This is a genomic window from Nonomuraea fuscirosea (assembly GCF_035917475.1).
In the GTDB taxonomy this organism is placed as follows: Bacteria; Actinomycetota; Actinomycetes; order Streptosporangiales; family Streptosporangiaceae; genus Nonomuraea; species Nonomuraea fuscirosea.
Map to the genome: position 1 here is coordinate 6,114,792 of NZ_CP109074.1, position 24,189 is coordinate 6,138,980.

Consider the following 24,189-nt stretch of genomic DNA (forward strand, 5'->3'; position numbering starts at 1 on the left):
TCGCGCCTGCGTCCCACTCTGCGGCACCGGCAGACGGAAGTGTCTCTCTCGCAACGAACACCTAAGGCGAGTAACCGAGCCCCCGCGCGCACCTACTGCCACGGTCGCAACAGAATCGCCGATACCCCAACGGCATGGCTCTCGCCACTTCAACACGCCGCTCCGCCCCAATCACAGGCGACACCCAAGTTCGTCAACCGAACGACACCCTCACCAGTCTCAGCACCGCCAAGCCTGCCGCATGCACCGTGAGCGGCCCCGAGGTCGTCAAGTGGCGGCGACGACGCGGCCCTGTACTGCTCGGCCGAGGCCGTCCAGCGCGACCAGGGCAGCGACCAGATCCTGGGTAGGTTGGGCGGGTTGCGAAGCCTGCCCTGGATCCTGAGGCTGTGTGAACCCCGTGGGTTGCCCAGCCTGCCCAGGGTCTGCAGGCTGCTCCACCTGGCCGGGGTCCGCCGGCTGCCCTGGCCGGCCGGTGCCCGCGAGTCGCCCTAGTTGGCCAGTGTCAGCGGGCCGCTCGGGCCGGCCGGCGTCCTCCGGCCGAGCCAATTGGCCGGTGTCCGTGGACTGTCCGGGCCGGCCGGTGTCCGTGGGCTGGCCAGGCTGACCTGTTTCCGCGGATCGCCCAGGTTGGTCCGTTTCTGCGGATGGTCCTCTGCGGCCTGTCTCTGTGGGCCGGCCCGGTTGGCCGGAGTCGTCGAGTTGCTCGGGGTGGGTGGGCTGGTTCAGCGGGCCGAATTGTTCGAAACCAGCCGGCTTCTGGCCTGGCTGGGTGGGCTGGGTGGTGCCGGTCCAGCTCACCGTTACGTAATGGCCCATCGCCCGGACCTGGGCCAGGCTGCCGGCGGGTGCGAACGCCACGTCCTGCCGTACGAACCCGTCTTTGCGCAGGGCGGAGACCAGACCGTCGGCCGCGCGCCCGTCGCTGAGGTTGAAGATGACGAACTGACCCGCCATGGAGCCGCCCTCGTACGTGGCCTGCAGCGCCTGCGTGCACCCGGTGGCCGACGTGCCCCAGAGGAGTTCGTCGCAGTCGGTGAACTGGCGGGTGGACACCTGCCCCATGCCTGCCAGGCTCTGAGCGGCCGGCGGGAAGACCTCCTCGATCGTCAGCGGCGTGGCGTCGCGCTGGCGGGTGTCGATGGCCGCGTAGAAGGCGGAGGTGAGCTCGGCGTGCAGGGTGGTGGGACGCGGGTCGTCGCCGCGCAGCCACAGCCAGCCCGCCACGGCGGCGCCTGCCAGGACGGCGGCCACTGCGGGGAGGACGATACGGCGGGACATCAGGAGGACGGCCCCGTGATCGCGACGACGCGGCGGTAGACGGCCTTCTCCGCCCCGCGCAGAGCCAGGGTGAGGGAGACGAAGTCGTCCTTGGCGGTGGGTTCGGTGCCGTCCAGCCTGCCGAGCCACACCAGCCCGACGTAATGGCCGAGCGCGTAGCCGCCCGCCTCCGAATAGCCGCCCGGCGGGAAGGCCGCCTTGGGGGAGGTCAGCGGTCGGGCCCAGCCGCCGCGGTAGAGGGTCTTCAAGGACTCGACCAGTTCTGAGGCCGACTTGCCGTCCTTGAGGTTGAGCAGCGTGTACTGGCCGACGTACCGGCCGTCGGAGCTGGCGTACAGGCCGCGGGCGACCTGGGTGCAGCCGGCGTTCGACGTGAGTTCGTGCAGGCGCTCACCCCAGAGGGCCGTGGAGCAGTCGGCGTCGAGTTGTTTGGCGACGAGCTTGAGTTTCAGCTTCTTCGAGACGGCGAGCCCCTTCTGGCTGAACACCTCCTTCTCGGTGAGCGCCTTCGGGTCCTTGGCCCGCTCGGTGACGGGGTTGAACAGCTTGGGCGAGTTCCAGCCATGGAACACCTGCGGGACGGCAGCGTCGGGGCCGAGCACGGAGGCGGTGATCTGCCGTTCCGGCGAGTAGGTGCCGAGGGAGCTGACGACCGCGACGAAGGCTCCGGCGGCGACCAGCACTCCGGCGACCGTGGCGATGATGACGAACAGGCGCTGCTGCTCGGGGCGGAAACCCATGTCGGTGAGTACGGGGAACTGCCAGTCGGAACGTGGGGTCCGGCGCCGCTTGTGGTAGGCGGGCTCCCGTCGCCCGGATCCGTCGTCGTCACCCGCGCCACGGCCGGCGACCGTCAGCCCTTCGGCGTCGAACTCCCCGGTCGCGGGCCCACCGGCCTCCGCCTTCCGCCGCCCGGCCTCCGCTTTCCGCCTCCCGGACACCGGCTCCGACCCACCGGAGTCAGCTTTCCGCCTTCCGTGCGCCGCAGCCGGCCCACTCGACTCCCCTATCCGATGCCCGGACGTCGTCTCCGGCCCACTGGACTCCGCTGTCCGACGCCTGGACACCGCCTCTGAACCACCGGACTCGGCCTGCCGACGCCCGGACGCCACCTCCGGCGCACCGGATTCGGCCCTCCGCCCGCGCCCGAACACGCCCTTCGAACCGCCGGACTCGGCCTTCCGCCTCCCGGACGCCGCATCCGCACCATCGGAGTCCTCTTCCGGCCACCCGAACGCCGACGCCCGGTCACTGTCCTCACCGTTCAGCCAGCCGGACTCCGCCTCCCCATCACCGGGCTCGGCCCTCCGCCCGCCCGACGCCGACTTCCGCCCACGCCCGAACCGCCGCCTGCCCTCCGTCTCCGATGCCTGCCGCGCACCACCGTCCCCGCCACCAGCACCACCGACACCGCCGACACCGCCGACACCGCCGACACCGCCGACACCGCCGGTACTGCCAGCGCTGTCGACCGACCAGCCGCCGTCAACCGTTCCGGCCATGAACATGGCGCCACTGTCAGCACCTGCAGACCTGCCATCGCCCGGCCGCCGTCCTCCGGCCGCACCCGCCGACCACCCATCGTCGGTCGGCCGACCATGACCCGCGTTCGTACCTCCGTCACCGGTCCCCGGTCGCCTATCAGCCGACCACGCATCCTCCGCGAACCGGCCATCGCCCGCACTCACGCCCGAGCCACGACCCGACCGCCGGCCACCGGTCCCATCCGCTGACCGTGCATCATCCGCCGAACGACCACCGTCCGCGCTCGCGCCCCGGCTCCGGCCACGGCCCCACCGCCGACCGCCAGTCGCGCCCTCTGACCCGCCGCCGGTCGCATCTGCTGACCAGGTGTCATCCGCCGGTCGGCCACCTGCCGGGTTCGCGGCTCGGCTGTCGGTTGCCGACCGGCCGCCTGCCATCAGTCCGGCGCCGGGCGCGTCGGTGGACCAGCCGTCGTTCGACAGCAGGCCGTCGCCTGTGCTGGACGCCTGCCAATTGCCGTTCACCGGCTCCTCGGATCGGCCGCCATGAGAGCGGCCGGCTCTGCGGCTGCCGCGGCCGCCTTCCGAACGCCGGTCGTCCGGTTCGGCCGCCTGCGGGCCGCCGCCGGTGGCGTGCCAACCGCGGCCGTCGGTGCCTGTCAGGGGTTGGCCACCGTCCGCGCCCATACCCTCGGCACCGCCTGCCGGCCAGCCGCCGCCGTCAGTGTGCGCGCCGGACCGGCCATGCCCTCGGCCGAAACCGCCACCCTCCGAACGGCGGCTCCGACCACCTGCGCCCGCTCCCGACCGGCCGTCACCAGCCGCCGGCCGACCACTACCATCCGTTCCGGCCGTCCCAGTCATCCCGGCCGTCCCAGCGCCTTGCCAACCGCCACTGTCCGGACCAACAGCCCGCCGACCGCGACCATCCGTCCCGGCGGTCCCGGTCGTCCCAGCGCCTTGCCAACTGCCACTGTCCGGACCAACAGCCCGCCGACCGCGACCGTCCGTCCCAGCGGTCCCAGTCCCAGCGGCTTGCCAACCGCCACTGTCCGGACCAACAGCCCGCCGACCGCGACCATCCGTCCCGGCAGCGCGCCGACCACCACCATCGGTCCCAGCGGCCTGCCTACCGCCACCATCCGTTCCAGCGGCGTTCCAGCCGCCATCGGTACCGGCAGCCGGCTGAGCACCACCGTCCGTCCCAGCGGCGTGCCAGCCGGAACCGGCAGCCGGCCAGCCTCTGCTATCCGTCCCGGCAGCCGGTCTACCGCCGTCGGACCCAGAACCGCGCCGCCCACCCTCGGGACCGACACCGTGCCGGCCCCCGTCCGCACCCGCGTGGGACCGGCCGCTGTCGGCACCGGCACCGTGCCAGCCACCGTCCACGCCCGCGTGAGACCGACCGCCGTCGGCGCTGGTACCGGGCCGAGCACCGTCAGCACCGACGCCGCGACGCCGGCTCTCTGGAGCGGCACCATGTCGGCCGCCGTCCGCGCCGATACCCTCGGCGCCGCCCGCCGGCCAGCCGCCGCCGTCGGTATGCGCGCCGGACCTGCCACGACCCCGACCGAAGCCGCCACCGTCCGAACGGCGGCTCCGACCACCTGCACCCGCTCCCGACCGACCATCACCCGCCGCCGGCCAGCCACCACTATCCGTCCCAGCCGCACCAGCGGCCTGCCAACTGCCGCTGTCCGCAGCGGCAGGCCGACGACCGCGGCCATCCGTCCCGGCAGCGCGCCGACCTCCGCCGTCGGTCCCACTGGCTTGCCAACTACCACTCTCCATACCGGCAGGCCGACGACCGCGACCATCCGTCCCAGCGGCCTGCCAGCCACCGCCGTCAGTGCCGGGGGCGGGCCAGCCGCCGCCGTCCGTCCCAGGGCCGGGCCGAGCGCCTTCGGTACCCGGGCCGTGGTGGCCGCCGTCCGGACCGGCAGCGGCGCCACGGCGGCCGCCCTCCGGGCCCGCGCCGGGCCACCCCGTGTCCGGGGGTGTGCCGTGAGGGTCGGTGGCGGGCCAGCCTGTGCTGTCTGTGGGCGGCGTCGAGCGGGTGCCTCTGGTGCGGCCAGTTTCGTCGTTGCCGCCCGTGCGGCCGCCCTTGGAGGGTGATCTTTTGCGGGCCATCACAGCCCCGCCGCCCCGACGAAGTTCCCGACGGTGAAGGTGACCGCCGCCGCCAGCGCTCCCACCAGCAGCTGGCGTAGCCCGGAATACCACCAGCTGCGCGCCGTCACCACCGAGACGATCGCCCCGGCCACGAACAGCGCCACACCGGACAATCCGGCCGACCAGAGCAGGTCGTGCGCCCCCAGCAGGTACGGCAGCAGCGGCAGCAACGCCCCTACCCCGAATGACAGGAACGACGACACCGCCGCCAGCACCGGCGACGGCAGGTCGCCTGGCGCGACCCCGAGCTCGTTGCGCGCGTGCACCTCCAGCGCCTGGTCAGGGTGGAGCGAGATCTGCCTGGCCACCTCGGCGGCCAGGTCGGGCGCCACGCCCCTGTCCACGAACGTCTGCGCCAGCTCCTCCCGTTCGTCATCGGGATGGCTGGCCAGCTCGCGCCGCTCGACGGCGATCTCGGCCTGGGCCAGCTCGCGCTGGCTGGCCACCGAGACGTATTCGCCGCCCGCCATGGACAGCGCCCCGGCGGCCAGGCCGGCGGCTCCGCCGAGGGCGATGATGCGGGTGTTGGCGGTGCCGGCCGCGACGCCTGCGATGAGCGCGAAGTTCGACACCAGGCCGTCCATCGCGCCGAACACCGACGGCCGTAGCCAGCCTCCGGTGACGTCGCGATGTCGGTGGTGGGCCTCCGCGCGACCGCTCATCGCGAGTTCTTCTCCTTCGTCACGGGTTCAGGCTCGGCGAGCGTCTCGGGAGAGGTTGTTGTGCCGGAGGGCTCTCCTGGCCCGGAGGGCTCTCCCGAATCGTCGTCCGCTGCCTTGGTGCCCGTGTCGGCTTCAGCGGCTGGTGCGGCATCCGTCCCGGCGGTAGCCGTTTCGGTGGAAGCGGCGCCGGTGGAGCCGGTCGTGGTGGGTCCGGGGTCTGCCGGGGTGTCGTCGGTGGCATCCGCGGTGCTGCTCTGGGAGTCTTCCGTACGCGTCGCGTCCGCTGACTCGCCGGCGTCGGCCGTGCCCGGCTGCTGCTTCCCGGTCTCCGGCTGGTCGGAGGCCGCGGAGTCCTGCGCGGACGCCGCCGGAGAGTCTCCGGAGGCCGTCGCCGATGGCTTCGCGGCCGTCTCCGGCTCCGAGGTCTCGCCGACCGTGGAGTCGCCTGGAGGGGCGTCGGTCGTGGAGGACTCGCCCGTGCCGGGATCGGCCTGGCCCGCCGCGTGTTCCGGGTCCACTTCGGCCTGCGCGTCCGGGTCGTCCGCCGACGGCGGCGACACGATCTCCACGCCCGTCTTGTTGCGGGTGGCGAAGAAGTAGACCAGGGCGAGCACGAACAGCACGATCGAGGTCCACTGGTTGATCCGCAGCCCGAGGAACTCCACCGCGTGGTCGACGCCGCCGACCGGGTCGATGCGCAGCCCTTCGATCCAGAAGCGGCCGAGCGTGTAACCGGCGACGTAGAGGGCGAACAGCCGCCCGTGGCGCAGCGCCAGGCTACGGCCCACGAAGATGAGCGCGAAGCCGAGCGCGACGTCCCACAGCGACTCGTACAGGAAGGTCGGGTGATAGAGCACGCCGGGCTCGCCGCCGTGCTCGATGTCGATCTCCAGCCCCCACGGCAACGTGGTCGGCGAGCCGTAGAGCTCCTGGTTGAACCAGTTGCCCCAGCGGCCGATGGCCTGCGCGAAGGCGATGCCGGGCGCGACCGTGTCGGCGACGGCGCCCATGGAGATGCCGCGCTTGCGCACGGACAGCCAGACGCCGAGGGCGCCGAGGGCGACGGCGCCCCAGATGCCGAGGCCGCCCTCCCAGATGAACAGCGCCTGGATGGGCTCCTTGATCGCGCGGCTGCCGAAGTAGGTCTGCCAGTCGGTGATGACGTGGTAGAGCCGGCCGCCGATCAGACCGAAGATGACCGCGGGGACCGCGATGTCGATGATCGTCCCTTGCTGGCCGCCGCGGGCGCGCCAGCGCCGCTCGCTCAGCCAGACGGCGACGATGACGCCGAGCACGATGCATAGCGCATAAGCCCGGATCGGGATGATTCCGAGATACCAGACCCCCTGGGAAGGGCTGGGAATCGAGGCAAGGGGCATGTCAGGTGAGGGTAGCGGAAGCGAGGCTACTTGGCCGCCTTCGTAATCTCATCGCGAAGTTGCGACGGGCTGAACAGTACCGGATTGTCTATCTCTGTACCGTTCAATTTCACTGTCGGCGTGTGATCGAGCTTCTGCTCCTCGCTGACCTTCTTGCTGTACGCGAGCTGCGCGTCGGCGTTCTTGTTCGAGGTCACGCACGCGTCGAAGCCGGGATCGGTGACGCCGGCGTCCTTGCCCCACTGCTTGAGCTGGTCGGCCGTGAAGCCCACCTCGCTCTCGGGGGGCTGGTTCTTGTACAGCAGGTCGTGGAAGGCCATCCACTGCTTGCCGTCCGCGATGCACCTGGCCGCGCTGCCCGCCCGTACGGAGTTGGACTTGGTCGGCTCCTGCGAGAAGATCGTGATCGGGTGGAAGACCACCTTGGCCTTGCCCTCCGCGGCCAGATTCTTGAATGTCGGGCCGCTGACCCGCTCGAGCTCCTTGCAGGCCGGGCACTGGAAGTCCTCGTAGATGTCCACCACGGGCGCGGCGACGCCCGCGTTGGCCATCACGACGCTGCCGTCGGGCTGCACGGTGACCGGCGCGAGCGCCGCCCCGGCCTCCTCGGAACGGGAGGTGCTGGCGGCGTACCACACGCCGAGCCCGACGGCGGCCACCGCGACCACGCCCGCGGTCGTGTAGGCCACCACCCGGCGGCGCTTCTCCCGCGCCCGCGCCTCCGCCTGCTGCGCCTTGATCTTCTCGCGCGCCGACTGCGACTTCGTCTTGGTACGTTCGCCCTTGCTCATCGGTCGTCCCCCTCGTCGTCATCACCTGTGTCGCCCCCGATTCCGAGGGCACCGTCGAGCGCGAAGCGGCCCGGCGGGAAACGCACCGTCCAGACGCCGAGCAGGACGAGGCCGAAGTCGCGCAGGATGTCGAGCAGGTAGGTCGGCTCCTGGCCCACCCCCAGCTGCCCGCCGCCGCCGAAGCAGCCACAGTCGATCCGCAGGCCGTTGGCCCATGCCCAGGCGATCCCGAACACGAACGCGAACATGAGCAGCCCGGCGATCACCGCGGCGACCCTGGTGAGCAGCCCGACGATGAGCAGCACGCCGACCACGATCTCCAGGATCGGCAGGGCGTATCCGACCGCGACGGCGACCGGCTCAGGCAGCAGCTGATAGGCCTTGACCGCCACGACGGAGTCGGCCGGGTTGCCGATCTTGAGCGCGCCCGCCGCGACCAGCACCCCGCCCAGCACGAGCCGGGCAACGGTTGTCACCCAGGGTATCGCCGTTGTCGCTCTCGGCAATGCTAGTGACGCGGCCACGTGTGTTCTCCTCTGGATCTGCGCGGAAGTCGCGCACAGTACCGGGATCTCCATCTGACCACGCCGGAGATAAGCATCAGCTAAGCGGGTTCCCCCTGGCTGACCTGGGAGAGTCGCCACTTTTCATGACAAACGACACGAAGGCTGCGCGGCACACTTCAGCGCACCGGGCGGCAGGCTCGCGCGGCGTCACACGCCCGTATCGGCCCGCGTGTTCTCGCGGGCCCGTGTTCAGAACGCGGTCAGCGGCGTACGCCTCGCGCCATGTCCCTGGCAAGCGTGGCGACGGACTCGAGGCCGGCCGCCTCGTCGGGCGCGTCGAGGATGCGGCGGATGAACGCCGACCCGACGATGACGCCGTCGGCGTAGGCCGCCACCTCGGCCGCCTGCGCGCCGGTGCCGACGCCGAGCCCGACGCACACGGGCAGGTCGGTGTGGGCCTTGGTCCGCTCGACCAGGCCTTCGGCGGCGACGTTGACGCTCTCCCTGGCGCCTGTGACGCCCATGAGCGAGGCCGCGTACACGAAGCCGGTGCAGCAGTCGACGACGGCCTTGATGCGCTGCTCGGTGGAGCTGGGCGCGACCAGGAAGACCGTGTCGATGCCCGCCGCCGCGGAGGCGGCGCGCCACGGCTCGGACTCCTCGGGCGTCAGGTCGGGCGTGATGGTGCCGACGCCGCCCGCGTTGGCCAGGTCGCGCGCGAAGCGGTCGGCGCCGTACTTGTCGATCGGGTTCCAGTACGTCATGACGAGCGTGGCGGCGCCGGTCGCGGCGACGCCCTCCACCGTGCGCATCACGTCGGCGATGCGGGTGCCGTTGGTCAGCGACCTGTGCACGGCGTCCTGGATCGTCGGCCCGTCCATGAGCGGGTCGGAGTAGGGCAGGCCGATCTCGATGACGTCGCAGCCGGCTTCCACCAGGGCCGCGGCGGCGGCGATGGCGCCGTCCTTGGAGGGGAAGCCCGCGGGCAGGTAGCCGACGAGCGCGGCCCGGTTGTCCGCCTTCGCCTTGGCGAAAACCGTCTGAAGAGTCGTCATGTCTATCCGTTTCGAAGGTCGAGTCTCACCATGATGCCCTGCCGCCCGCCCGCCCCAGAATCCCCCGCGCCGGTCGGACGCCGATGTGTCGCGGGCGGCAACCCGGCCCGGCCCGGCGCGGGTCGTCAGCGGATCGTCCCGGGCCGCCAACAGCGCCCGGAGCCGAATCGCCCCGAGCCGCCGGCACCGGAAGCCGGGTCCGCCGGCATCCGACGCCGCGTCGCCCGGAGCCGCCGACGCCGGGAGCCGGGGCGCCCGTTCGCGGCGGGTCACGGAGTCTCAGGTGTCAGAGGTTGAAGTACTTCATCGCCGTGCCCATGTCCTTGTCGCCGCGCCCGGACAGGTTGACCAGGATGGTCGCCGCGGGGCCGAGCTCGCGGCCCAGCTCCAGCGCTCCGGCCAGCGCGTGGGAGGACTCGATGGCGGGGATGATGCCCTCGGTCCTGGCCAGCAGCGAGAACGCGGCCATCGCCTCGTCGTCGGTGACGCCGTGGTAGGTGGCGCGGCCGGAGTCCTTCAGCCAGGCGTGCTCGGGGCCGACGCCCGGGTAGTCGAGCCCGGCGGAGATGGAGTGGGACTCGATCGTCTGGCCCTCGTCGTCCTGCAGGACGTAGGTGCGCGAGCCGTGCAGCACGCCGACCGAGCCGGCGGTGAGGGTGAGCGCGTGCTCGCCGCTCTCCAGGCCGTGGCCGGCGGCCTCGTAGCCGTGCAGCGCGACGTCCTGGTCGCCGATGAAGGCGTGGAAGACGCCGATGGCGTTGCTGCCGCCGCCGACCGCCGCGCACACCGCGTCGGGCAGCTTGCCGGTCAGCTCCAGCATCTGGCGGCGGGCCTCGACGCCGATGATGCGGGCGAAGTCGCGCACGATCTCGGGGAACGGGTGCGGCCCCGCGACGGTGCCGAACAGGTAGTGGGTGGTGTCGACGTTGGTCACCCAGTCGCGGAAGGCCTCGTTGATGGCGTCCTTCAGCGTCTGGGAGCCGTTGGTCACCGGCACCACGGTGGCGCCGAGCAGCTTCATCCTGGCCACGTTGAGCGCCTGGCGCTCGCAGTCGACCGCGCCCATGTAGATGACGCACTCCAGCCCGAGCAGGGCCGCGGCGGTGGCGGTGGCCACGCCGTGCTGGCCGGCGCCGGTCTCGGCGATCACCCGCTTCTTGCCCAGCCGCTTGGTCAGCAGGGCCTGGCCCAGCACGTTGTTGATCTTGTGGGCGCCGGTGTGGGTGAGGTCCTCGCGCTTGAGCACGATCCTGGCGCCGCCGGCCCGCTCGCTGAAGCGCGGCACGTCGGTCAGCGTGGTGGGCCGGCCGGCGTAGGTGCGCAGCAGGTGGTCGAACTCGCGCAGGAACTCCGCGTCGTTCTTGGCCTTCTCGTAGACGGCGGCCACCTCGTCGAGCGCCGGGATGAGCGCCTCGGGCACGTAGCGGCCCCCGAAGATGCCGAACTTGCCGTGCACGTCGGGGTCGTCGCCGCGCGCGCCGTTGCCGGCCAGGTCGGCGGCGGTCAGGATGGTGCCTTCGTTTGCCACTGCTATCCCTCTGCTGAGTGGTCGGGGCGCGTCGACGGGTGGGCGCCGGCGGTGACCAGCGCCTCCACTGCCTTGCGCGGGTCCTTTCCGGTGACCAGGCTCTCCCCCACCAGCACGGCGTCGGCGCCGCCACGGGCGTAGGCGAGCAGGTCGTGCGGCCCGCGCACCCCCGACTCGGCGATCTTGATCACATTATCGGGGATCTTCGGCGCCAGTTTCGTGAAGACGTCGCGGTCGACCTCGAGTGTCTTCAGATTGCGCGCGTTGATGCCGATGACCCGGGCGCCGGCGGCGACCGCCCGGTCGAGCTCCTCGTCGGTGTGCACCTCGACCAGCGGGGTGAGCCCGATCGACTCGGCCCGCTCGATCAGCGACACCAGAGCCTCCTGCTCCAGGCAGACGACCATGAGCAGGGCCAGGTCGGCGCCGTGGGCGCGGGCCTCCCAGAGCTGGTAGGAGGTGAGGATGAAGTCCTTGCGCAGGATCGGGATGTCGACGCGGGCGCGGACCGCGGCCAGGTCTTCGAGGCTGCCCCCGAACTTGCGCCGCTCGGTCAGCACGCTGATGACGTGGGCGCCGCCCGCCTCGTAGTCGGCCGCCAGCGCCGCCGGGTCGGCGATCGCGGCGAGCGCGCCCTTCGACGGGCTGGAGCGCTTGACCTCGGCGATCACCGAGATCCTGTCGCCTCCGAGCGCGGCCATGGCGTCTCTGGGCGGCTGCGCCCGCTCGGCCCGCTGCTTGAGCTCGTCCATGGAGACGTCCCGCTGACGTGCGGCGAGGTCGGCGCGCACCCCGTCGAGGATGTCGTCGAGGACACTCGGCCCTTCCGTCCGCTCACTCACGCGCTTGAGGTCCCTCCGGTCGGCTGCTGGGGGTGGCGGAGAGTTCGCGTCGCGTCCGCTCTCTCGCCTTTATCCTGCGATGCTATCGGCCCGCATGGGGTCACCTCGCCACCGGCACCCGGTCAGGGAGCGAGGAACGCCCCGAAGGGCAGATTACGGACGACCCAGTAGACCATGACCACTCCGATGAACACCCACAGCCACGCCGGATGCGCCAGCGTCGTGCGCCGCGGCCGGCCCTGCCACGACCGCAGGACCCACCGTCCCCACCAGAACAGCAGGAACGGGATCATCGCCATGGCGAGCGGGTTGAGCCCGAGCGCGGCGACCGGGTCGAGGTGCGCCAGGGCGTGCATGGTGCGCAGCGTGCCGCATCCCGGGCAGTAGAGCTTGGTGATCATCAGGAACGGGCAGGTCGGGTAGTGACCCGGCTCGTTGGGGTCCACCGCGCCGACCACGGCGAACGCCACGCCGGCGGCGGCCGCAACACCGAGCGGCGGAAGCAGCGCCTTGAGGCGTCTCGTGCCGCGCCGCTCGGTTGTTGCGAAACTCATGTCTCCAGTATCCGCCTTCCGGTACGTGCTCGTCGTCTTTCGCGGCCTAGTACGACGAGTACGAGGACATGCTGGCGGCGAAGATCACGAAGAACAGCACGTACGCGATGATCAGCAGACCGTAGCCGACGGCGCCGATGATCAGGCTGCGCTTCCACCACGTCTTGGCCTCCTCGGAGGCCTGCTGAGCGCCCGCGAAGTCGCCGATCTGCCACTTCTGGTTCACCTGCGACGACTTGACGATCGACACGACGCCGAGCGGGAGGCAGCAGAACAGGGTGGTGAGGATGGCGGGGACGAGGTGGTTGTCCGGCGGGTTGCCGCCGGGGCCGCCACCGTAACCGCCGCCGTAGCCACCGGGAGGCTGCTGGCCGTAGCCGCCACCGCTCGGGGGCTGCTGACCGTAACCACCGCCGTAGCCGCCACCGCTGGGGGGCTGCTGGCCATAGCCGCCACCGCTGGGGGGCTGCTGGCCGTAACCGCCACCACTCGGGGGCTGCTGGCCGTAACCGCCACCACTCGGGGGCTGCTGGCCGTAGCCACCGCCACTCGGAGGCTGCTGACCGTAACCGCCGCCGGGCGGCTGAGCGCCGTATCCGCCGTCGCCCTGGTTACCGTAACTCATGCTAATGACCCCTCATGTCGTCATCTTCGAGTCTGAGTTGCGCGCGGCAGCCTAGCGAGAAACCATCTACTACGAGGACTAACGTCCATCTTGCGGACAATTCGTAATCGGACCGCAAGCGGGTCGTCACGGTCCGGCTACGCGCGGCGCAGGTCACCGCCGGTTTCAGTAGTCGTACGAGGACGACGTGGCGGCAGCGCTCAGGCCCATCAGAGACAGCAGCATGCCGCCGAAGATGAGCCAGCACAACACCCAGATGGCAACCGTGATGTACGAAGTGACCAGACCGCCGACGGCCATGCCGGAGCCCTCCTCGCCCGTGCGCTTGATCCGGTTGAGCGCGACGTGGCCGAGGATCACGCCGGGGATGCTGGTGAGACCGCAGGCGACCAGGCCGATGATGCCCAGGACCAGCGAGGCCACCGCCATGCCGTTGGTGGAGCGGGGCGGCCCGTAGTAGCCCGGCTGCCCGTAGCCCTGCTGACCGTACCCCTGCTGACCGTGACCGCCGTAGCTGGGGGGCTGCTGGCCGTAACCGCCGCTGGGCGGCAGTTGCCCGTAGCCGAGCTCCTGCGGATGGCTGGCCGGCTGCTGGCCGTAACCTCCATGGCCGGGCTGCTGCTGGCCGTAACCGCCGCTCTGGGGCTGCTGCCCGTAGGCCCCGTCGCCGCTGTAGGGCTGCTGCCCGTAGCCGCCCCCCGACGGCGGCTGCTGGCCGTATCCTCCGTTGCCCCCCTGAGGCTGGCCGTAGCCGGGTGGCTGCTGGCCATAGCCTCCCCCCGGCGGCTGGGCCCCGTAGCCGCCGTTTTCACCCTGATCCCCGTAGCTCATGAGCCGGCTCCTCAAATGTCCGTGGCGAGTTGCAACGGCAGCCTATTGAGGAAATGTTCGCCGGGCGGCCAAGGAATCAGAACAATGCGGGATTCGCCAGGGCCGGTGCTCAGCGGGAATCGGTCGGGTCGTCGCCGCGGTCGAGCGCGTCCCAGAGCGCCCTGTCGTCGGCGACCTGCGTCTCGGCGCCGGCCGGCGGGCGCCGCTCCCGGTCGTAGCGGGCCGACATGCCGCTCCACGCGCTCGCGCGCACGACCGCGACCGCTCCTCCGGCGATCATCAGTACGGCCCCCGCGCCGGACACGACGGGCCACCAGGTCACCGGCTCCCAGGGCAGGTCGGTGACGCCGTGGAGCACGTTGCGCTCGCGCAGCCAGCCGGTGACGCCGGCGTCGTCGAGCGCCGTCCACGTCCCGGCCGCGGTGGCCACGCCGCAGAGGGCGAGCAGCACGCCGACGACGCGGCGGCCGAGCCCCTTGGCGGCCAGCACGGCCACCACGCCGGCCAGGCCCGCCAGCGCCGCGGGTGTCAGCACCGGGCTGAGGTCGCCGCCGGTGGGCGCGGCCGTGTCGCCGTTCCCGAGCACCCGCGCCCAGGTCTGCCCGGCGGCGACGAGCACCAGGAGGCTGCCGAGCGCGGTCGCCACGACCCAGCCCCACAGCTCGCCACGCCGGACCGCCGCCCCGCCGCCCTCGACGGCTCCGCCGACCCCGTCAGCTCCGCCAACGCCTCCGACCTCGTCGGCTTCGCCGACCCTGCCGGCGCCGTCAGCTCTGTCGGCCCCGTCTGATTTGTCAGCCCGCATGCCGTCCCGCCTAGCTCAGCACGACGTCGAGCCGGTCGGCGTCGAAGCAGGTGCGCTCGCCCGTGTGGCAGGCCGCGCCCTCCTGGTCGACCTTGACGAGCAGGGTGTCGCCGTCGCAGTCGAGCGCCACGGACTTGACGTGCTGGACGTGGCCGGAGGTGTCGCCCTTGACCCAGAACTCCGCGCGGCTGCGCGACCAGTAGGTGGCCCGGCCGGTGGTGAGCGTGCGGTGCAGGGCCTCGTCGTTCATCCAGGCCAGCATGAGCACCTCACCGGTGTCGTACTGCTGGGCGATGGCGGGGATCAGGCCGTCGGGGTTGCGCTTGAGCCGGGCGGCGATCTTGGGGTCGAGCGACATGCTGCCATTCAACCAGCCCCGCCTCGTGCCCCCGCCACCGCTGTGCCGCGCCCGCCTCCCCCGGTATCAGGCCAGGGCCTGGGAGAGCGTGTCGTAGATGGGGAAGAGCGGCGCCAGGTTGGTGCGCCGCAGCCGCCGCAGCACCAGCCCGTCGGGGACGACCAGCGCCATGGTGCCGTCGCGGTCGCGCAGAGCGGCCAGCTGCCGCACCAGCACGCCGAGCCCCGTGGTGTCGATGAACGTCAGCGCGCTCAGGTCGACCACCAGCCGGGGGCCGTGCGCGCGGACGGCCTCGTCGAGGCACTGGCGCACCCGGGAGACGTTGTCGACGTCGAGCTCCCCCGCCAGGCTGACCACCACCAGCTCCCCGTGTTGGTGTCGTGACATCTCCAGCACATCCACGCCCATGCTCCTCATGTCCCCTCCCACGGGTGGCCCCGCCGAAAAGGTACACCGGTCTGGGGCGCGTCACAGTGGGTTTTACTGAGAACGCGCTACGTGATGGCGTGGATCGGAGTAATTTCGGAGCCGACGCGTGCTAGGGGAGGACACGATCGTGGTGCACGTCGCGGGCTCCGTCCTCGATCCCGATCTGGGTGATCACGTCTGCCTGCCGTTCGAGGGCGAGCGGGAGCGGATGACGGCCGCGCAGGAGTTCACGCTGAACGGCCTGCGCCGCCGCACCAGGGTGGTGCTCATCACGCACGCCGACAGCCCCGAGCGGACGCGCGCGTGGCTGGCACCGCTGGTGCCGGGGTTCGCCGACGCCGAGGACGCCGGCCGGATCGAGATCCTGGCCTGCGCCGACACCTACTTCACCGGCGGTTCGCTCGATCTCCAGCGGGTGCACGCGAAGCTGACCGGCGCCCACGACCGGGCCCGCGAGCACGGGCAGCACGGCGTGTACGCGCTGATCGACGCCTCCTGGGGCGTGGGCGACGCCCGCGGGCAGGCGGCGTTCGAGGCGGCGACCAACGAGCTGTTCGGGGAGCGGTGGCTGGCCGCCGTGTGCCAGTACGACCGCCGGCTGTTCCCCCGCGACGCCCTCGACCGGGCCGCCTCGGTGCATCCGATCTCCCCCGAGCAGGCGCTGCTGCGCTTCGCCAACACCTGCTCGCCGCCGGGGCTGCGGGTGTGGGGGGACATCGACCTGACCAACCGGCCGGCGTTCGCCTCGCTGCTGGCGCGGCTGGAGCACGAGCCGGGCGAGGTCGTGGTCGACGCCACCGGGCTCGACTTCATCGACGCCGGCTCGGCCCAGCTCCTCACCGTCACGGCCCTGGCCAGGCCGTACGGGAGCACCTCCGTGGTGTGCGGGGCGTCCGTGGCCCGGGTGCTCAGGCTGATCAGGGCCGACGAGGTCATCGCCGTGCGCCGGGTGGGCGATGTGTAGACAGGTGTTCTGCACGAGCTTCGCCCGGGGACGGATCACGTTCCTGCGCAGGGCCGTCGCCGAGCACGCCGGCCGCGCGGGACTGACCGGCAGGGGTTTGGAGGACTTCGTGCTGGCGGTCAACGAGATCGTCACGAACGCGGTCGTGCACGGCGGCGGGCACGGGCGGCTGCGGCTGTGGACGCGGGGCGAGCGGCTGTGGTGCGAGATCACCGACGAGGGCCCGGGGCTGCCGGCGGGGTGGATGGGCGACATGCGCCCGCCCGCGGGATTCGACTCCTGCGGGCGGGGGCTGTGGCTCACCAGCATGTTGTGCGAGCACATCACGATCGTGTCGGGTCCCGCGGGCACGAGCGTCACCTTCGCCGCCATGCGCGCGTGAGCCTCGACGCGTTCCCGGGCCCGCACGCATAAGCCTCCGTGCACCCGTGAAGCGTCCATGCCAGGCGGGCGGGAGCGTCAGGAGCGGGCGGCGGAGATCCAGGAGGCGTGCAGGTCGGCGTACACGCCGGGCTCGTCCACCAGCTTCGCGTGCGGCCCCCGCTGCACCAGGCGGCCGGAGTCGAAGACCAGCACCTCGTCCGCGTTCTCCGCCGTGGACAGGCGGTGCGCGATCGAGACGGCCGTGCGGCCCCTGGTGACGCCTTCCAGGGCGCGCGCCAGGCGTACCTCGGTGGCCGGGTCCACCGCGGAGGTGGCCTCGTCCAGCAGCAGCAGGTCGGGGTCGGCGAGGTAGGCGCGGGCCAGGGCGACGAGCTGGCGCTCGCCCGCCGACAGCGACTCGCCGCGCTGCCCGACCGGCGTGGCCAGGCCGGCGGGCAGGCCCTCCAGCCAGTCGGCCAGGCCGAGCTCGGTCAGCGCCAGCTCGATCTCCTCGGCGGTGGCCGCCGGCTTGCCGAAGCGGATGTTGTCCTCCAGGGTCCCGTCGAACAGGAAGCCGTCCTGCGGGACCATGACGATCCGTTCGCGCAGGGAGGAGAAGCGCACGTCGCGCAGGTCGTGGCCGTCCACCGTGACACGGCCTGAGCCGGGGTCCATGAGCCTGGTCAGGAGTTTGGCGAACGTGGTCTTGCCCGAGCCGGTCTCCCCCACGATCGCGACGCGGGAGCGCGGCGGGATCTCGATCGTGACCTCGCTGAGCACGGGCACGCCGCCCGGGTAGGAGAAGTGCACGTTCTCGAACGCGACCTCGATGGGCCCCCGGGGCAGCTGCACGCCCTGCTCGCCGGGGTCGGCGACGTCGGGCGGGGTGTCGAGGACACCGAGGATGCGGCGCCATCCGGCGACGGCGTTCTGCGCCTCGTTCAGCACCTCGGTGGCGGTCTGCAGCGGCGAGACGAACAGCGTCACGAGGAACAGGAACGCCACCAGCTCGCCCTGGGTGATGTCGCCCGACATGCCCAGCCGCACCCCGAGCAGGACGACGCCGGCGATGGCGAGCGCGGCCACGATCTCGGTCAGCGGGAAGACGAAGCCGACGATGGTCTGCGCCCTGGTCTGGGCCTTCTTGTTGGCGTCCACGGCCTGGTCGATCCGCTCGGCGGTGCGCCGCTCCGAGGCGTAGGCCCTGATGACGGCGGCGCCGACGACGGACTCGCTGACGGCGGCCAGCATGTCGCCGGTGCGCTCGCGCACGACCGTGTACGCCCGCGACAGCAGCCGCTGGAAGCGCGGCAGGGCGATCATGAGCGGGACGAAGCAGGCCCAGACCAGTAGGGTGAGCTGCCAGGAGTAGACGAACATCAGCACGGTGGCCACGAACAGCTGGCCGAACGCCACGATGATCATCAGCCCGCCCCACTGCATGAAGGTGCTGATCTGGTCGATGTCGTTGGTGACACGGGAGACCAGGGCGCCGCGGCGCTCGGTGTTCTGGGTGAGCACGGACAGGTCGTGGACGTGCCGGAAGCCCCGCACCCGCAGGGTGGCCAGGGAGGACTCGGTGGCCTTGTAGAGGCGCACGTTCATGACGTACGCGGCCAGGGCGGTGAGCACGACCGCGGCGGCGCAGATCACGACCGCGCCGGTGATGTACGGGACGTCGGGGGTGCCGCCCTTGAGGCCGGTGTCGATCGTCTGCTGCACCGCGACCGGCACGATGATCTTGCCGATGGTGGCGATGACGGCCAGCGCCAGCGTGCCGGCCAGGCCCTTGCGGAACTCGGGGGTCAGGGAGAGTCCGCGGCGGACCGTGGCCAGCGCGGAACGTTCCGAATCGCGCCGGATGCTCTGGACCGTCATGCGCTGATCTCTTCTTCCTCGATCGGGGGAATGTCGATGGCCGCGCGCTCGGCCTCCTCGCGCTCGTAGGCCGTCACCAGGTTGCGGTAGCCGGGGCAGCGCACGAGCAGTTCCTCGTGCGTGCCGCGGTCCACGACGCGGCCCCGGTCGAGGTAGACGACCTCGTCGGCCAGCGCGATGGTCGCCATCCGGTAGGCGACGACCACGACGGTCGAGGCCTGGGCGGCGTCGCGCAGGCCGTGCAGGATCCTGGCCTCGACCTGGGGGTCCACGCTGGAGGTGGCGTCGTCGAGGACGAGCAGGCGGGGGCGGCGCACGACGGCCCTGGCCAGGGCCAGGCGCTGGCGCTGGCCGCCGGACAGGGTGGCGCCGCGCTCGCCGACGCGGGTGTCGAGCCCGGAGGGCATGCGGGCGACGAACCCGTCGGCCTGGGCCAGGCGCAGCGCGGCCCACACGTCCTCGTCGCCGATGCCGGTGTCGCTGTCACCGCCGCCGCCGAGCGCGATGTTGCCGCGTACGGTGTCGTCGAACAGGAACGTCTGCTGCGGGACCAGCGCCACCGACTCCGCCACGCCGCCGTAGGGCAGCTCCCGCAGGTCGACGTCGTCGAGCAGCACCTGTCCCGAGTCGGGGTCGACCAGGCGGGCCAGGAGCTGGACGAGCGTGGACTTGCCCGAGCCGGTGGGGCCGACGAGGGCGACCGTGCGGCCGGCGGGCACCTCGAAGGTGACGTCGTGCAGGACCTCGGCCTCGCCGTAGGCGTAGGAGACGTCGCGGATGCGCAGCTCCGCCGGGGCGGTCGAGGTGGCGGCGGCGGAGCCGTACTCCATGGAGCCGGTCGCGTCCAGGACGGCCTGCACCCGCTCCCAGCCGACCACGCTGCGCGGCAGCTCGGCCAGCACCCAGCCCAGCGCCCTGATGGGGAAGGCCAGCAGGGTGAACAGGTAGGCCACCTGCACCAGCCCGCCGGCGTCGATCGCGCCCGCCGACAGGCGGCCCGCGCCGACGGCCAGGACCGCGAGCACGCCCAGCGTGGGCAGGGCCTCCAGCATGGGGTCGAACAGGCCGCGCACCCGGCCGACGGCGATGTTGGCGTCGCGCAGCTCGTGGGCGCGCCGCCGGAACCGGTCGGTCTCCAGCTCCTCGCGGCCGAGGGTCTTGACGACGAGGGCGCCGTCGAAGCTCTCGTGCGCGATCTCGCTGACCTCGGCGCGCAGCTGCTGGGCGCGGGTGGCCAGCGGGCTGAGCCGGCGCTGGTAGACCAGGTTGAGCACGGCGATGGCCGGGAAGATGAGGAAGCCGACCAGGGCCAGCACCAGGTCGGTGAAGAGCATCGCGATCGCCGCCGTGACCAGCATGACGATCACGCCGACCGCCATCGGCAGCGGCGCGAGCGGCGCCCAGGCGGCCTCGGCGTCGGCGCTGGCGTTCGACAGGAGCTGGCCGGTGGGGTGGCGGTGGTGCCAGGACAGGGGCAGCCGCAGGTACTGCTTGGTCACGTCGCGGCGCGACCTGGCCTGCATGCGGTACTGCATGACTCCGGCCAGGATCCGCCGCCCGGCCACGCCGATGGCCTTGAGCAGCGCGGTGCCGAAGATGAGCAGCACGCCGGTCCACAGCGCGCCCGTCGTGACGTCGCCTGCGGTGAACGAGGTCAGCACCACGTTCTGCGTCGCCCAGCCGAGCGCCCAGGCGGAGGCGACGGTCATGCCTCCGTACAGGGCGCTGGCGGTGACCGCCAGTGTGAAAACCGCCTTTTCGGTGCGGATGGCCACCCCAAGGACACGGAGTCCTTGACGCATCACGGCCGAGGTGACCTTGCTCGCCACGCGGGGGATTTCCTCTCAGACTCGCACGTTTATACGTATGTCAGTATCACGTCTGATCACTTCGTTATTCCCACCGGTAGGGTTGGGCCCGTGACTCATGCTCGTGGCGAACGCGCCGCGCTCTGCGACCTGCTCGACCGGCTCGGCCCGGACGAGCCGACCCTGTGCGCGGGCTGGACCACCGCCGACCTGGCCGCCCACCTCGCCATCCGCGAGCGCAGGCCGGACGCGATGCCCGGCATCGCGCTCAAGCCGCTGGCCGGCTACACCGCCTCGGTGCAGAACCGCCTCAAGACGCGCCTGCCCTACCCCGAGCTGGTCGGCCTGGTCCGCGAACCGGGCGGCGTGTACGGGCTGCTGCCCGCGCTCGACGAGGCGGTCAACACGCTGGAGCTGTTCGTGCACCACGAGGACGTGCGCCGCGCCCAGCCGGACTGGGAGCCCCGCGCGCTGCCCGACGACCTCGAACGGCTGATCTGGAAGCGGGTCTCCAGCGGGGCCCGGCTGACGCTGCGCAAGTCGCCGGTGGGCGTGGTGCTGCACCGGCTCGGCGGCGGCGTCGCGCTCGGCGGGCCCAAGGGCGGCTCCCGGGTCGAGGTCACCGGCCGGGCGGGCGAGCTGCTGATGTTCTGCTTCGGCCGGCAGGCGCACGCCAGGGTGGAGCTCACCGGCGAGCCCGACGCCGTCAGCGCGCTGCGCGAGGCGACCCTGGGGGTCTGACGACACGCCGACCGGCCGGGCCCCGCCGGCCGGGCCCCCGATCGGGCCACGCGATTCGTGCTCACGCCCGCCGAGCGGCCCTCCGCTCAGGCCCGATGACCAGGCCGGAAGCCGATCAATCTTCTGTCATGAGGCACTCACCTGCTGCGCCCCGGCCGTCACGGAAATCCCGGCGCGGCAGGCGCTCGCGCGCGGATTCAAGCCCGTACCATGGCAACAGAAAGAAGCCCCCCGGTTAGGATCATGTACATCTTCACAGAAGATGCCTAGTGATCGCCCAGATCCGGGTATATACGGCTGGGAATGGACTGCAGGAGGCCCCCCATGCAGGTCAAGAAGGTGATCACCTACGCGGCTGTCGCGTTCGTGGTCTTCTACCTGTTCACCCGGCCGGCCCAAGCCGCCGCCGCGGTCAACGGTGTGTTCGACGGAATCATTCAGGGAGCCAATCAGTTGGCCGTGTTCTTCTCGAGTGTTCTGACCTGACGGATGGTTCTGTCTGCGTCAGGTGCTTCCCCGCGCTGCCGGATCGTGTTACGCAGGCAGAATGACAGATCGCCCGAGCGGCACCAAGATCAATCAGCTCGATCCCCACGCCCGGCGGATCCTCGAACGGGCTGAGCTCGAGGGTATCGAGCTGATCCGGTTCCTGTACGCCGACCACGGTGGCGTGATCCGTGGCAAGGCGGTGTCTCGGTCGCGGCTGGCCGAACGGCTCAGCACAGGCATCGGGCACACGGTGGCCATGATGGCGATGAACATGCTCGACCAGCTCCAGGACGTCGAGCACATGGGTCCGGTGGGTGAGGTGCGCATCGTTCCCGACCCCGCCACGTATGTGCCGCTGCCCTACGCTCCCGGCGCCGCGGCCATGTTGTCGGACCTGCGCCGTCCCGACGGCACTCCGTGGGAAGCGTGCGCGCGGACGTTTCTCAAGGACGCCATCGCCGACCTGGCGACCGAGGGTTACACCCTCATTGCCGCGTTCGAGCCGGAGTTCACCCTCGGCCGCAGGCTGCCCGACCCGTCGGGCGGGCCCGACCGGCTGGTGCCGATCGACGACTCGCTCTGCTACGCCGGGCTGGGCTTCGACACCGCCCACGACTACACGATCAAGCTGATGCGCGCCCTGGAGACGCAGGGGCTGCGCGTCGAGCACTACCATCCGGAGCTGGGTCCCGGCCAGCAGGAGCTGTCCGTGCGCCACGCGCCCGCCCTGCGGGCCGCCGACAACCACGTCATCTACCGCGAGACCGTACGCGGGGTGGCCCTGCGCATGCAGATGTGGGCCTCGCTGGCTCCCAAGCCGCTGGCCGACCAGGCCGGCAACGGCACCCATCTGCACCTGTCTCTTTGGAGCGACTCCCGTAACCTGTTCGCCGAGGACGGCGAGGCGCGCTCCGGCTTCATCGGCGGCCTGCTCGCCCACCTGCCCGCCCTCACCGCGCTGACCTGTGGCAGCGTCAACAGCTTCCGCCGGCTGGCGCCGCGCATGTGGTCCAGCGCGTACGCCGTGTACGGCCCCGACAACAGGGAGGCGGCCGTGCGCCTGTGCTCCCCGCTCGGCGACAGCGGCGAGCCGAACCTGGAGCTGAAGCCCTCCGACTCCTCGGCCAACCCCTACCTGGCGCTCGGCGCCGTCATCCACGCCGGGCTCGACGGCATCCGGCGCAAGCTCGACCCGGGCGAGGCCGTGGACGTCGACCCCGACACGGTGCCCGGCCGCTATCCCCGCCTGCCGGCCTCGCTGGACGAGGCGCTGGACGCGCTGGAGGGCGACGAGGTGCTCATGGAGGCGCTCGGGCCGCTGCGGCGCAGCGCGTACCTGACCGTCAAACGGTCCGAGGCGGCCGCGTTCGCCGCCAAGGACGTCTCCTACGAGCTGTTCAACCACCTGCGGGTGTTCTGAGGCCCGCGACAGGAGCGGAGCGGCGCTGACGCCCGGGGCGCCCCGGGCGTCAGTCCGTCGTTCAGCGGACCGGGTGGCCCGCCATCCGCAGGGTCTCCTTGACCTCGGAGATCTTCAGGGTGCCGAAGTGGAACACGCTGGCCGCCAGCACGGCGTCGGCGCCCGCCGCGACCGCCGGCGGGAAGTCCTCCAGCCGGCCGGCGCCACCGCTGGCGATCACCGGCACCCGCACGGCCGCCCTGACCGCGCGCAGCATCTCCAGGTCGTAACCGTCGAGCGTGCCGTCGCCGTCCATCGAGTTGAGCAGGATCTCGCCCACGCCCAGCTCTTCGCCCCTGGCGGCCCACTCCACCGCGTCGATCCCGGTGCCGCGCCGGCCGCCGTGGGTGGTCACCTCGAACCCGCTCGCCGTGCCCTGCGCCCGGCGGGCGTCCACGGACAGCACGACGCACTGCGCGCCGAAGCGCCGGGACGCCTCGGTGAGCAGCTCGGGCCTGGCGATGGCGGCCGTGTTGAGCGACACCTTGTCGGCTCCCGCGCGCAGCAGCCGGTCGACGTCCTCGACCGCGCGGACGCCGCCGCCGACGGTGAGCGGGATGAACACCTGCTCGGCGGTCCTGCGCACCACGTCGAGCATGGTCTCGCGCTCGCCCGAGGACGCCGTGATGTCGAGGAAGGTCAGCTCGTCGGCGCCCTCCTCGTCGTAGCGCCTGGCCAGCTCGACGGGATCGCCCGCGTCGCGCAGGTTCTCGAAGTTGACGCCTTTGACCACACGCCCGGCGTCCACGTCGAGGCAGGGGATGACTCTTACCGCAACGGTCATGCTCGCAGCGCCTCTATCTCGATCTCGACCAGCATGCGCGGGTCGATCAGTCCTGCCACCCGCACCCCGGTGCAGGCGGGACGTACCTTGCCGAAGACCTCGTTGATGGCCCGCCCGGCGAGGTCGAAGTGGCGCTGCTCGACCACGTAGTAGCGGACCATGATGACGTCCTCCCGCGTCAGTCCGCCCATCAGGACGGCTTCGAGCGCGATGTCGATCGCGGTCAGGGCCTGCCGGTAGGCGTCGCCGACGTGGCGCACCTCCCCGTCGACCGTGGACGTGCAACCGGACACGATCACCCGGTCACCCGCCACCACGGCACGGGCGTAGCCGTATTTCTCCTCCCAGATGCCGCCCGAAAACACCCTGTAGCCAGTGCTTTCCATACCGATGTTGCTGAC

25 protein-coding genes are annotated in these 24,189 nt (G+C 71.7%); 5 read left to right on the forward strand and 20 right to left on the reverse strand.

The window, feature by feature from the left end:
- Positions 1-267: 267 nt before the first annotated feature.
- From OIE67_RS27860 to OIE67_RS27935, 16 genes are all read right to left on the reverse strand, one after another.
- The gene (locus tag OIE67_RS27860; protein ID WP_326625923.1) at positions 268-1,281 is read right to left on the reverse strand and encodes a hypothetical protein; all 1,014 of its coding nucleotides are present in this window, start codon (positions 1,279-1,281) and stop codon (positions 268-270) included.
- Positions 1,281-2,222: a hypothetical protein gene (locus OIE67_RS27865; protein ID WP_326625925.1), complete on the reverse strand. Its 942-nt coding sequence runs from the start codon at positions 2,220-2,222 to the stop codon at positions 1,281-1,283. Before OIE67_RS27865 ends, OIE67_RS27860 begins: the two co-directional genes overlap by 1 nt.
- A gap of 1,403 nt (positions 2,223-3,625) precedes the next feature.
- A complete protein-coding gene (locus OIE67_RS27870) occupies positions 3,626-4,582 on the reverse strand; it encodes a hypothetical protein (RefSeq protein ID WP_326625926.1) in 957 nt (318 codons plus the stop codon).
- 312 nt (positions 4,583-4,894) lie between these two features.
- Positions 4,895-5,599 carry a VIT1/CCC1 transporter family protein gene (locus tag OIE67_RS27875; protein ID WP_326625928.1) on the reverse strand — a complete coding sequence of 235 codons (705 nt, stop codon included), beginning with the start codon at positions 5,597-5,599 and terminating at the stop codon, positions 4,895-4,897.
- Entirely contained in the window at positions 5,596-6,978 is a 1,383-nt protein-coding gene (lgt, locus tag OIE67_RS27880) for a prolipoprotein diacylglyceryl transferase (protein WP_326625930.1), read from the reverse strand. The genes OIE67_RS27875 and lgt overlap by 4 nt, the downstream gene beginning before the upstream one ends.
- 26 nt (positions 6,979-7,004) lie before the next feature.
- Positions 7,005-7,769 (reverse strand): DsbA family protein, encoded by a 765-nt coding sequence (locus OIE67_RS27885; protein ID WP_326625933.1) that lies wholly within the window; start codon positions 7,767-7,769, stop codon positions 7,005-7,007.
- Positions 7,766-8,245, reverse strand: coding sequence for a DoxX family protein (locus OIE67_RS27890; protein ID WP_245956063.1), 480 nt, complete (start codon positions 8,243-8,245; stop codon positions 7,766-7,768). The genes OIE67_RS27885 and OIE67_RS27890 overlap by 4 nt, the downstream gene beginning before the upstream one ends.
- Positions 8,246-8,535: 290 nt before the next feature.
- Positions 8,536-9,330 carry a tryptophan synthase subunit alpha gene (gene trpA, locus OIE67_RS27895; RefSeq protein WP_181307842.1) on the reverse strand — a complete coding sequence of 265 codons (795 nt, stop codon included), beginning with the start codon at positions 9,328-9,330 and terminating at the stop codon, positions 8,536-8,538.
- A 286-nt stretch (positions 9,331-9,616) separates the two neighbouring features.
- Positions 9,617-10,840 carry a tryptophan synthase subunit beta gene (gene trpB, locus OIE67_RS27900; RefSeq protein WP_407674914.1) on the reverse strand — a complete coding sequence of 408 codons (1,224 nt, stop codon included), beginning with the start codon at positions 10,838-10,840 and terminating at the stop codon, positions 9,617-9,619.
- Between the two features lie 20 nt (positions 10,841-10,860).
- Complete coding sequence (gene trpC, locus OIE67_RS27905; protein WP_106244679.1) at positions 10,861-11,700, reverse strand: indole-3-glycerol phosphate synthase TrpC; 840 nt, start codon at positions 11,698-11,700, stop codon at positions 10,861-10,863.
- A gap of 122 nt (positions 11,701-11,822) precedes the next feature.
- Complete coding sequence (locus OIE67_RS27910) at positions 11,823-12,254, reverse strand: DUF2752 domain-containing protein (protein ID WP_326625939.1); 432 nt, start codon at positions 12,252-12,254, stop codon at positions 11,823-11,825.
- Positions 12,255-12,300: 46 nt separating this feature from the next.
- Positions 12,301-12,879 carry a CD225/dispanin family protein gene (locus OIE67_RS27915; protein WP_326625941.1) on the reverse strand — a complete coding sequence of 193 codons (579 nt, stop codon included), beginning with the start codon at positions 12,877-12,879 and terminating at the stop codon, positions 12,301-12,303.
- Positions 12,880-13,044: 165 nt separating this feature from the next.
- Entirely contained in the window at positions 13,045-13,710 is a 666-nt protein-coding gene (locus tag OIE67_RS27920; protein ID WP_326625942.1) for a DUF4190 domain-containing protein, read from the reverse strand.
- Between the two features lie 109 nt (positions 13,711-13,819).
- On the reverse strand, positions 13,820-14,515 hold the full coding sequence (locus OIE67_RS27925; RefSeq protein WP_326625944.1) for a Trp biosynthesis-associated membrane protein: 696 nt from the start codon (positions 14,513-14,515) through the stop codon (positions 13,820-13,822).
- 10 nt (positions 14,516-14,525) lie between these two features.
- On the reverse strand, positions 14,526-14,873 hold the full coding sequence (gene hisI / locus OIE67_RS27930) for a phosphoribosyl-AMP cyclohydrolase (RefSeq protein WP_106244671.1): 348 nt from the start codon (positions 14,871-14,873) through the stop codon (positions 14,526-14,528).
- Positions 14,874-14,939: 66 nt separating this feature from the next.
- Positions 14,940-15,275, reverse strand: coding sequence for an STAS domain-containing protein (locus tag OIE67_RS27935; protein ID WP_326625948.1), 336 nt, complete (start codon positions 15,273-15,275; stop codon positions 14,940-14,942).
- Between the two features lie 133 nt (positions 15,276-15,408).
- Here OIE67_RS27935 and OIE67_RS27940 point away from each other — a divergent pair, with 133 nt between their 5' ends.
- Positions 15,409-16,266, forward strand: coding sequence for an MEDS domain-containing protein (locus tag OIE67_RS27940; protein ID WP_326625950.1), 858 nt, complete (start codon positions 15,409-15,411; stop codon positions 16,264-16,266).
- Positions 16,259-16,648, forward strand: a complete 390-nt coding sequence (locus OIE67_RS27945) for an ATP-binding protein (RefSeq protein ID WP_106244666.1) — start codon at positions 16,259-16,261, stop codon at positions 16,646-16,648. Before OIE67_RS27940 ends, OIE67_RS27945 begins: the two co-directional genes overlap by 8 nt.
- Before the next feature lie 77 nt (positions 16,649-16,725).
- Here the strand turns inward: OIE67_RS27945 and OIE67_RS27950 are convergent, their stop codons facing one another.
- Both OIE67_RS27950 and OIE67_RS27955 read right to left on the reverse strand, forming a co-directional pair.
- Entirely contained in the window at positions 16,726-18,507 is a 1,782-nt protein-coding gene (locus OIE67_RS27950; RefSeq protein ID WP_326625953.1) for an ABC transporter ATP-binding protein, read from the reverse strand.
- Positions 18,504-20,309, reverse strand: coding sequence for an ABC transporter ATP-binding protein (locus tag OIE67_RS27955; protein WP_326645500.1), 1,806 nt, complete (start codon positions 20,307-20,309; stop codon positions 18,504-18,506). Before OIE67_RS27955 ends, OIE67_RS27950 begins: the two co-directional genes overlap by 4 nt.
- Before the next feature lie 117 nt (positions 20,310-20,426).
- Between OIE67_RS27955 and OIE67_RS27960 the strand changes: the two genes are divergently transcribed.
- The 3 genes from OIE67_RS27960 to OIE67_RS27970 all read left to right on the forward strand — a co-directional run bounded on the left by OIE67_RS27960 (position 20,427) and on the right by OIE67_RS27970 (position 22,965).
- Entirely contained in the window at positions 20,427-21,056 is a 630-nt protein-coding gene (locus tag OIE67_RS27960) for a TIGR03085 family metal-binding protein (protein WP_106244662.1), read from the forward strand.
- 324 nt (positions 21,057-21,380) lie between these two features.
- Positions 21,381-21,542, forward strand: a complete 162-nt coding sequence (locus OIE67_RS27965) for a hypothetical protein (RefSeq protein ID WP_181307840.1) — start codon at positions 21,381-21,383, stop codon at positions 21,540-21,542.
- A gap of 61 nt (positions 21,543-21,603) precedes the next feature.
- On the forward strand, positions 21,604-22,965 hold the full coding sequence (locus OIE67_RS27970; protein WP_326625958.1) for a glutamine synthetase family protein: 1,362 nt from the start codon (positions 21,604-21,606) through the stop codon (positions 22,963-22,965).
- Between the two features lie 61 nt (positions 22,966-23,026).
- Here OIE67_RS27970 and hisF read toward each other — a convergent pair whose 3' ends face one another.
- On the reverse strand, positions 23,027-23,788 hold the full coding sequence (hisF, locus tag OIE67_RS27975) for an imidazole glycerol phosphate synthase subunit HisF (RefSeq protein WP_106244659.1): 762 nt from the start codon (positions 23,786-23,788) through the stop codon (positions 23,027-23,029).
- Entirely contained in the window at positions 23,785-24,174 is a 390-nt protein-coding gene (locus OIE67_RS27980) for a Rid family hydrolase (protein WP_326625962.1), read from the reverse strand. The genes hisF and OIE67_RS27980 overlap by 4 nt, the downstream gene beginning before the upstream one ends.
- Positions 24,175-24,189 lie beyond the last annotated feature (15 nt).

What these genes read in the sequence shown, in the direction of transcription:
- OIE67_RS27860 (WP_326625923.1), bottom strand. Translation starts at nt 1,281, where the DNA reads ATGTCCCGCCGTATCGTCCTCCCCGCAGTGGCCGCCGTCCTGGCAGGC.
- OIE67_RS27870 (WP_326625926.1), bottom strand. Translation starts at nt 4,582, where the DNA reads ATGGTCGCGGTCGTCGGCCTGCCGGTATGGAGAGTGGTAGTTGGCAAG.
- OIE67_RS27875 (WP_326625928.1), bottom strand. Translation starts at nt 5,599, where the DNA reads ATGAGCGGTCGCGCGGAGGCCCACCACCGACATCGCGACGTCACCGGA.
- lgt (WP_326625930.1), bottom strand. Translation starts at nt 6,978, where the DNA reads ATGCCCCTTGCCTCGATTCCCAGCCCTTCCCAGGGGGTCTGGTATCTC.
- OIE67_RS27885 (WP_326625933.1), bottom strand. Translation starts at nt 7,769, where the DNA reads ATGAGCAAGGGCGAACGTACCAAGACGAAGTCGCAGTCGGCGCGCGAG.
- trpA (WP_181307842.1), bottom strand. Translation starts at nt 9,330, where the DNA reads ATGACGACTCTTCAGACGGTTTTCGCCAAGGCGAAGGCGGACAACCGG.
- OIE67_RS27910 (WP_326625939.1), bottom strand. Translation starts at nt 12,254, where the DNA reads ATGAGTTTCGCAACAACCGAGCGGCGCGGCACGAGACGCCTCAAGGCG.
- OIE67_RS27915 (WP_326625941.1), bottom strand. Translation starts at nt 12,879, where the DNA reads ATGAGTTACGGTAACCAGGGCGACGGCGGATACGGCGCTCAGCCGCCC.
- OIE67_RS27920 (WP_326625942.1), bottom strand. Translation starts at nt 13,710, where the DNA reads ATGAGCTACGGGGATCAGGGTGAAAACGGCGGCTACGGGGCCCAGCCG.
- OIE67_RS27925 (WP_326625944.1), bottom strand. Translation starts at nt 14,515, where the DNA reads ATGCGGGCTGACAAATCAGACGGGGCCGACAGAGCTGACGGCGCCGGC.
- hisI (WP_106244671.1), bottom strand. Translation starts at nt 14,873, where the DNA reads ATGTCGCTCGACCCCAAGATCGCCGCCCGGCTCAAGCGCAACCCCGAC.
- OIE67_RS27945 (WP_106244666.1), top strand. Translation starts at nt 16,259, where the DNA reads ATGTGTAGACAGGTGTTCTGCACGAGCTTCGCCCGGGGACGGATCACG.
- OIE67_RS27950 (WP_326625953.1), bottom strand. Translation starts at nt 18,507, where the DNA reads ATGACGGTCCAGAGCATCCGGCGCGATTCGGAACGTTCCGCGCTGGCC.
- OIE67_RS27955 (WP_326645500.1), bottom strand. Translation starts at nt 20,309, where the DNA reads ATGCGTCAAGGACTCCGTGTCCTTGGGGTGGCCATCCGCACCGAAAAG.
- OIE67_RS27965 (WP_181307840.1), top strand. Translation starts at nt 21,381, where the DNA reads ATGCAGGTCAAGAAGGTGATCACCTACGCGGCTGTCGCGTTCGTGGTC.
- OIE67_RS27970 (WP_326625958.1), top strand. Translation starts at nt 21,604, where the DNA reads ATGACAGATCGCCCGAGCGGCACCAAGATCAATCAGCTCGATCCCCAC.
- hisF (WP_106244659.1), bottom strand. Translation starts at nt 23,788, where the DNA reads ATGACCGTTGCGGTAAGAGTCATCCCCTGCCTCGACGTGGACGCCGGG.
- OIE67_RS27980 (WP_326625962.1), bottom strand. Translation starts at nt 24,174, where the DNA reads ATGGAAAGCACTGGCTACAGGGTGTTTTCGGGCGGCATCTGGGAGGAG.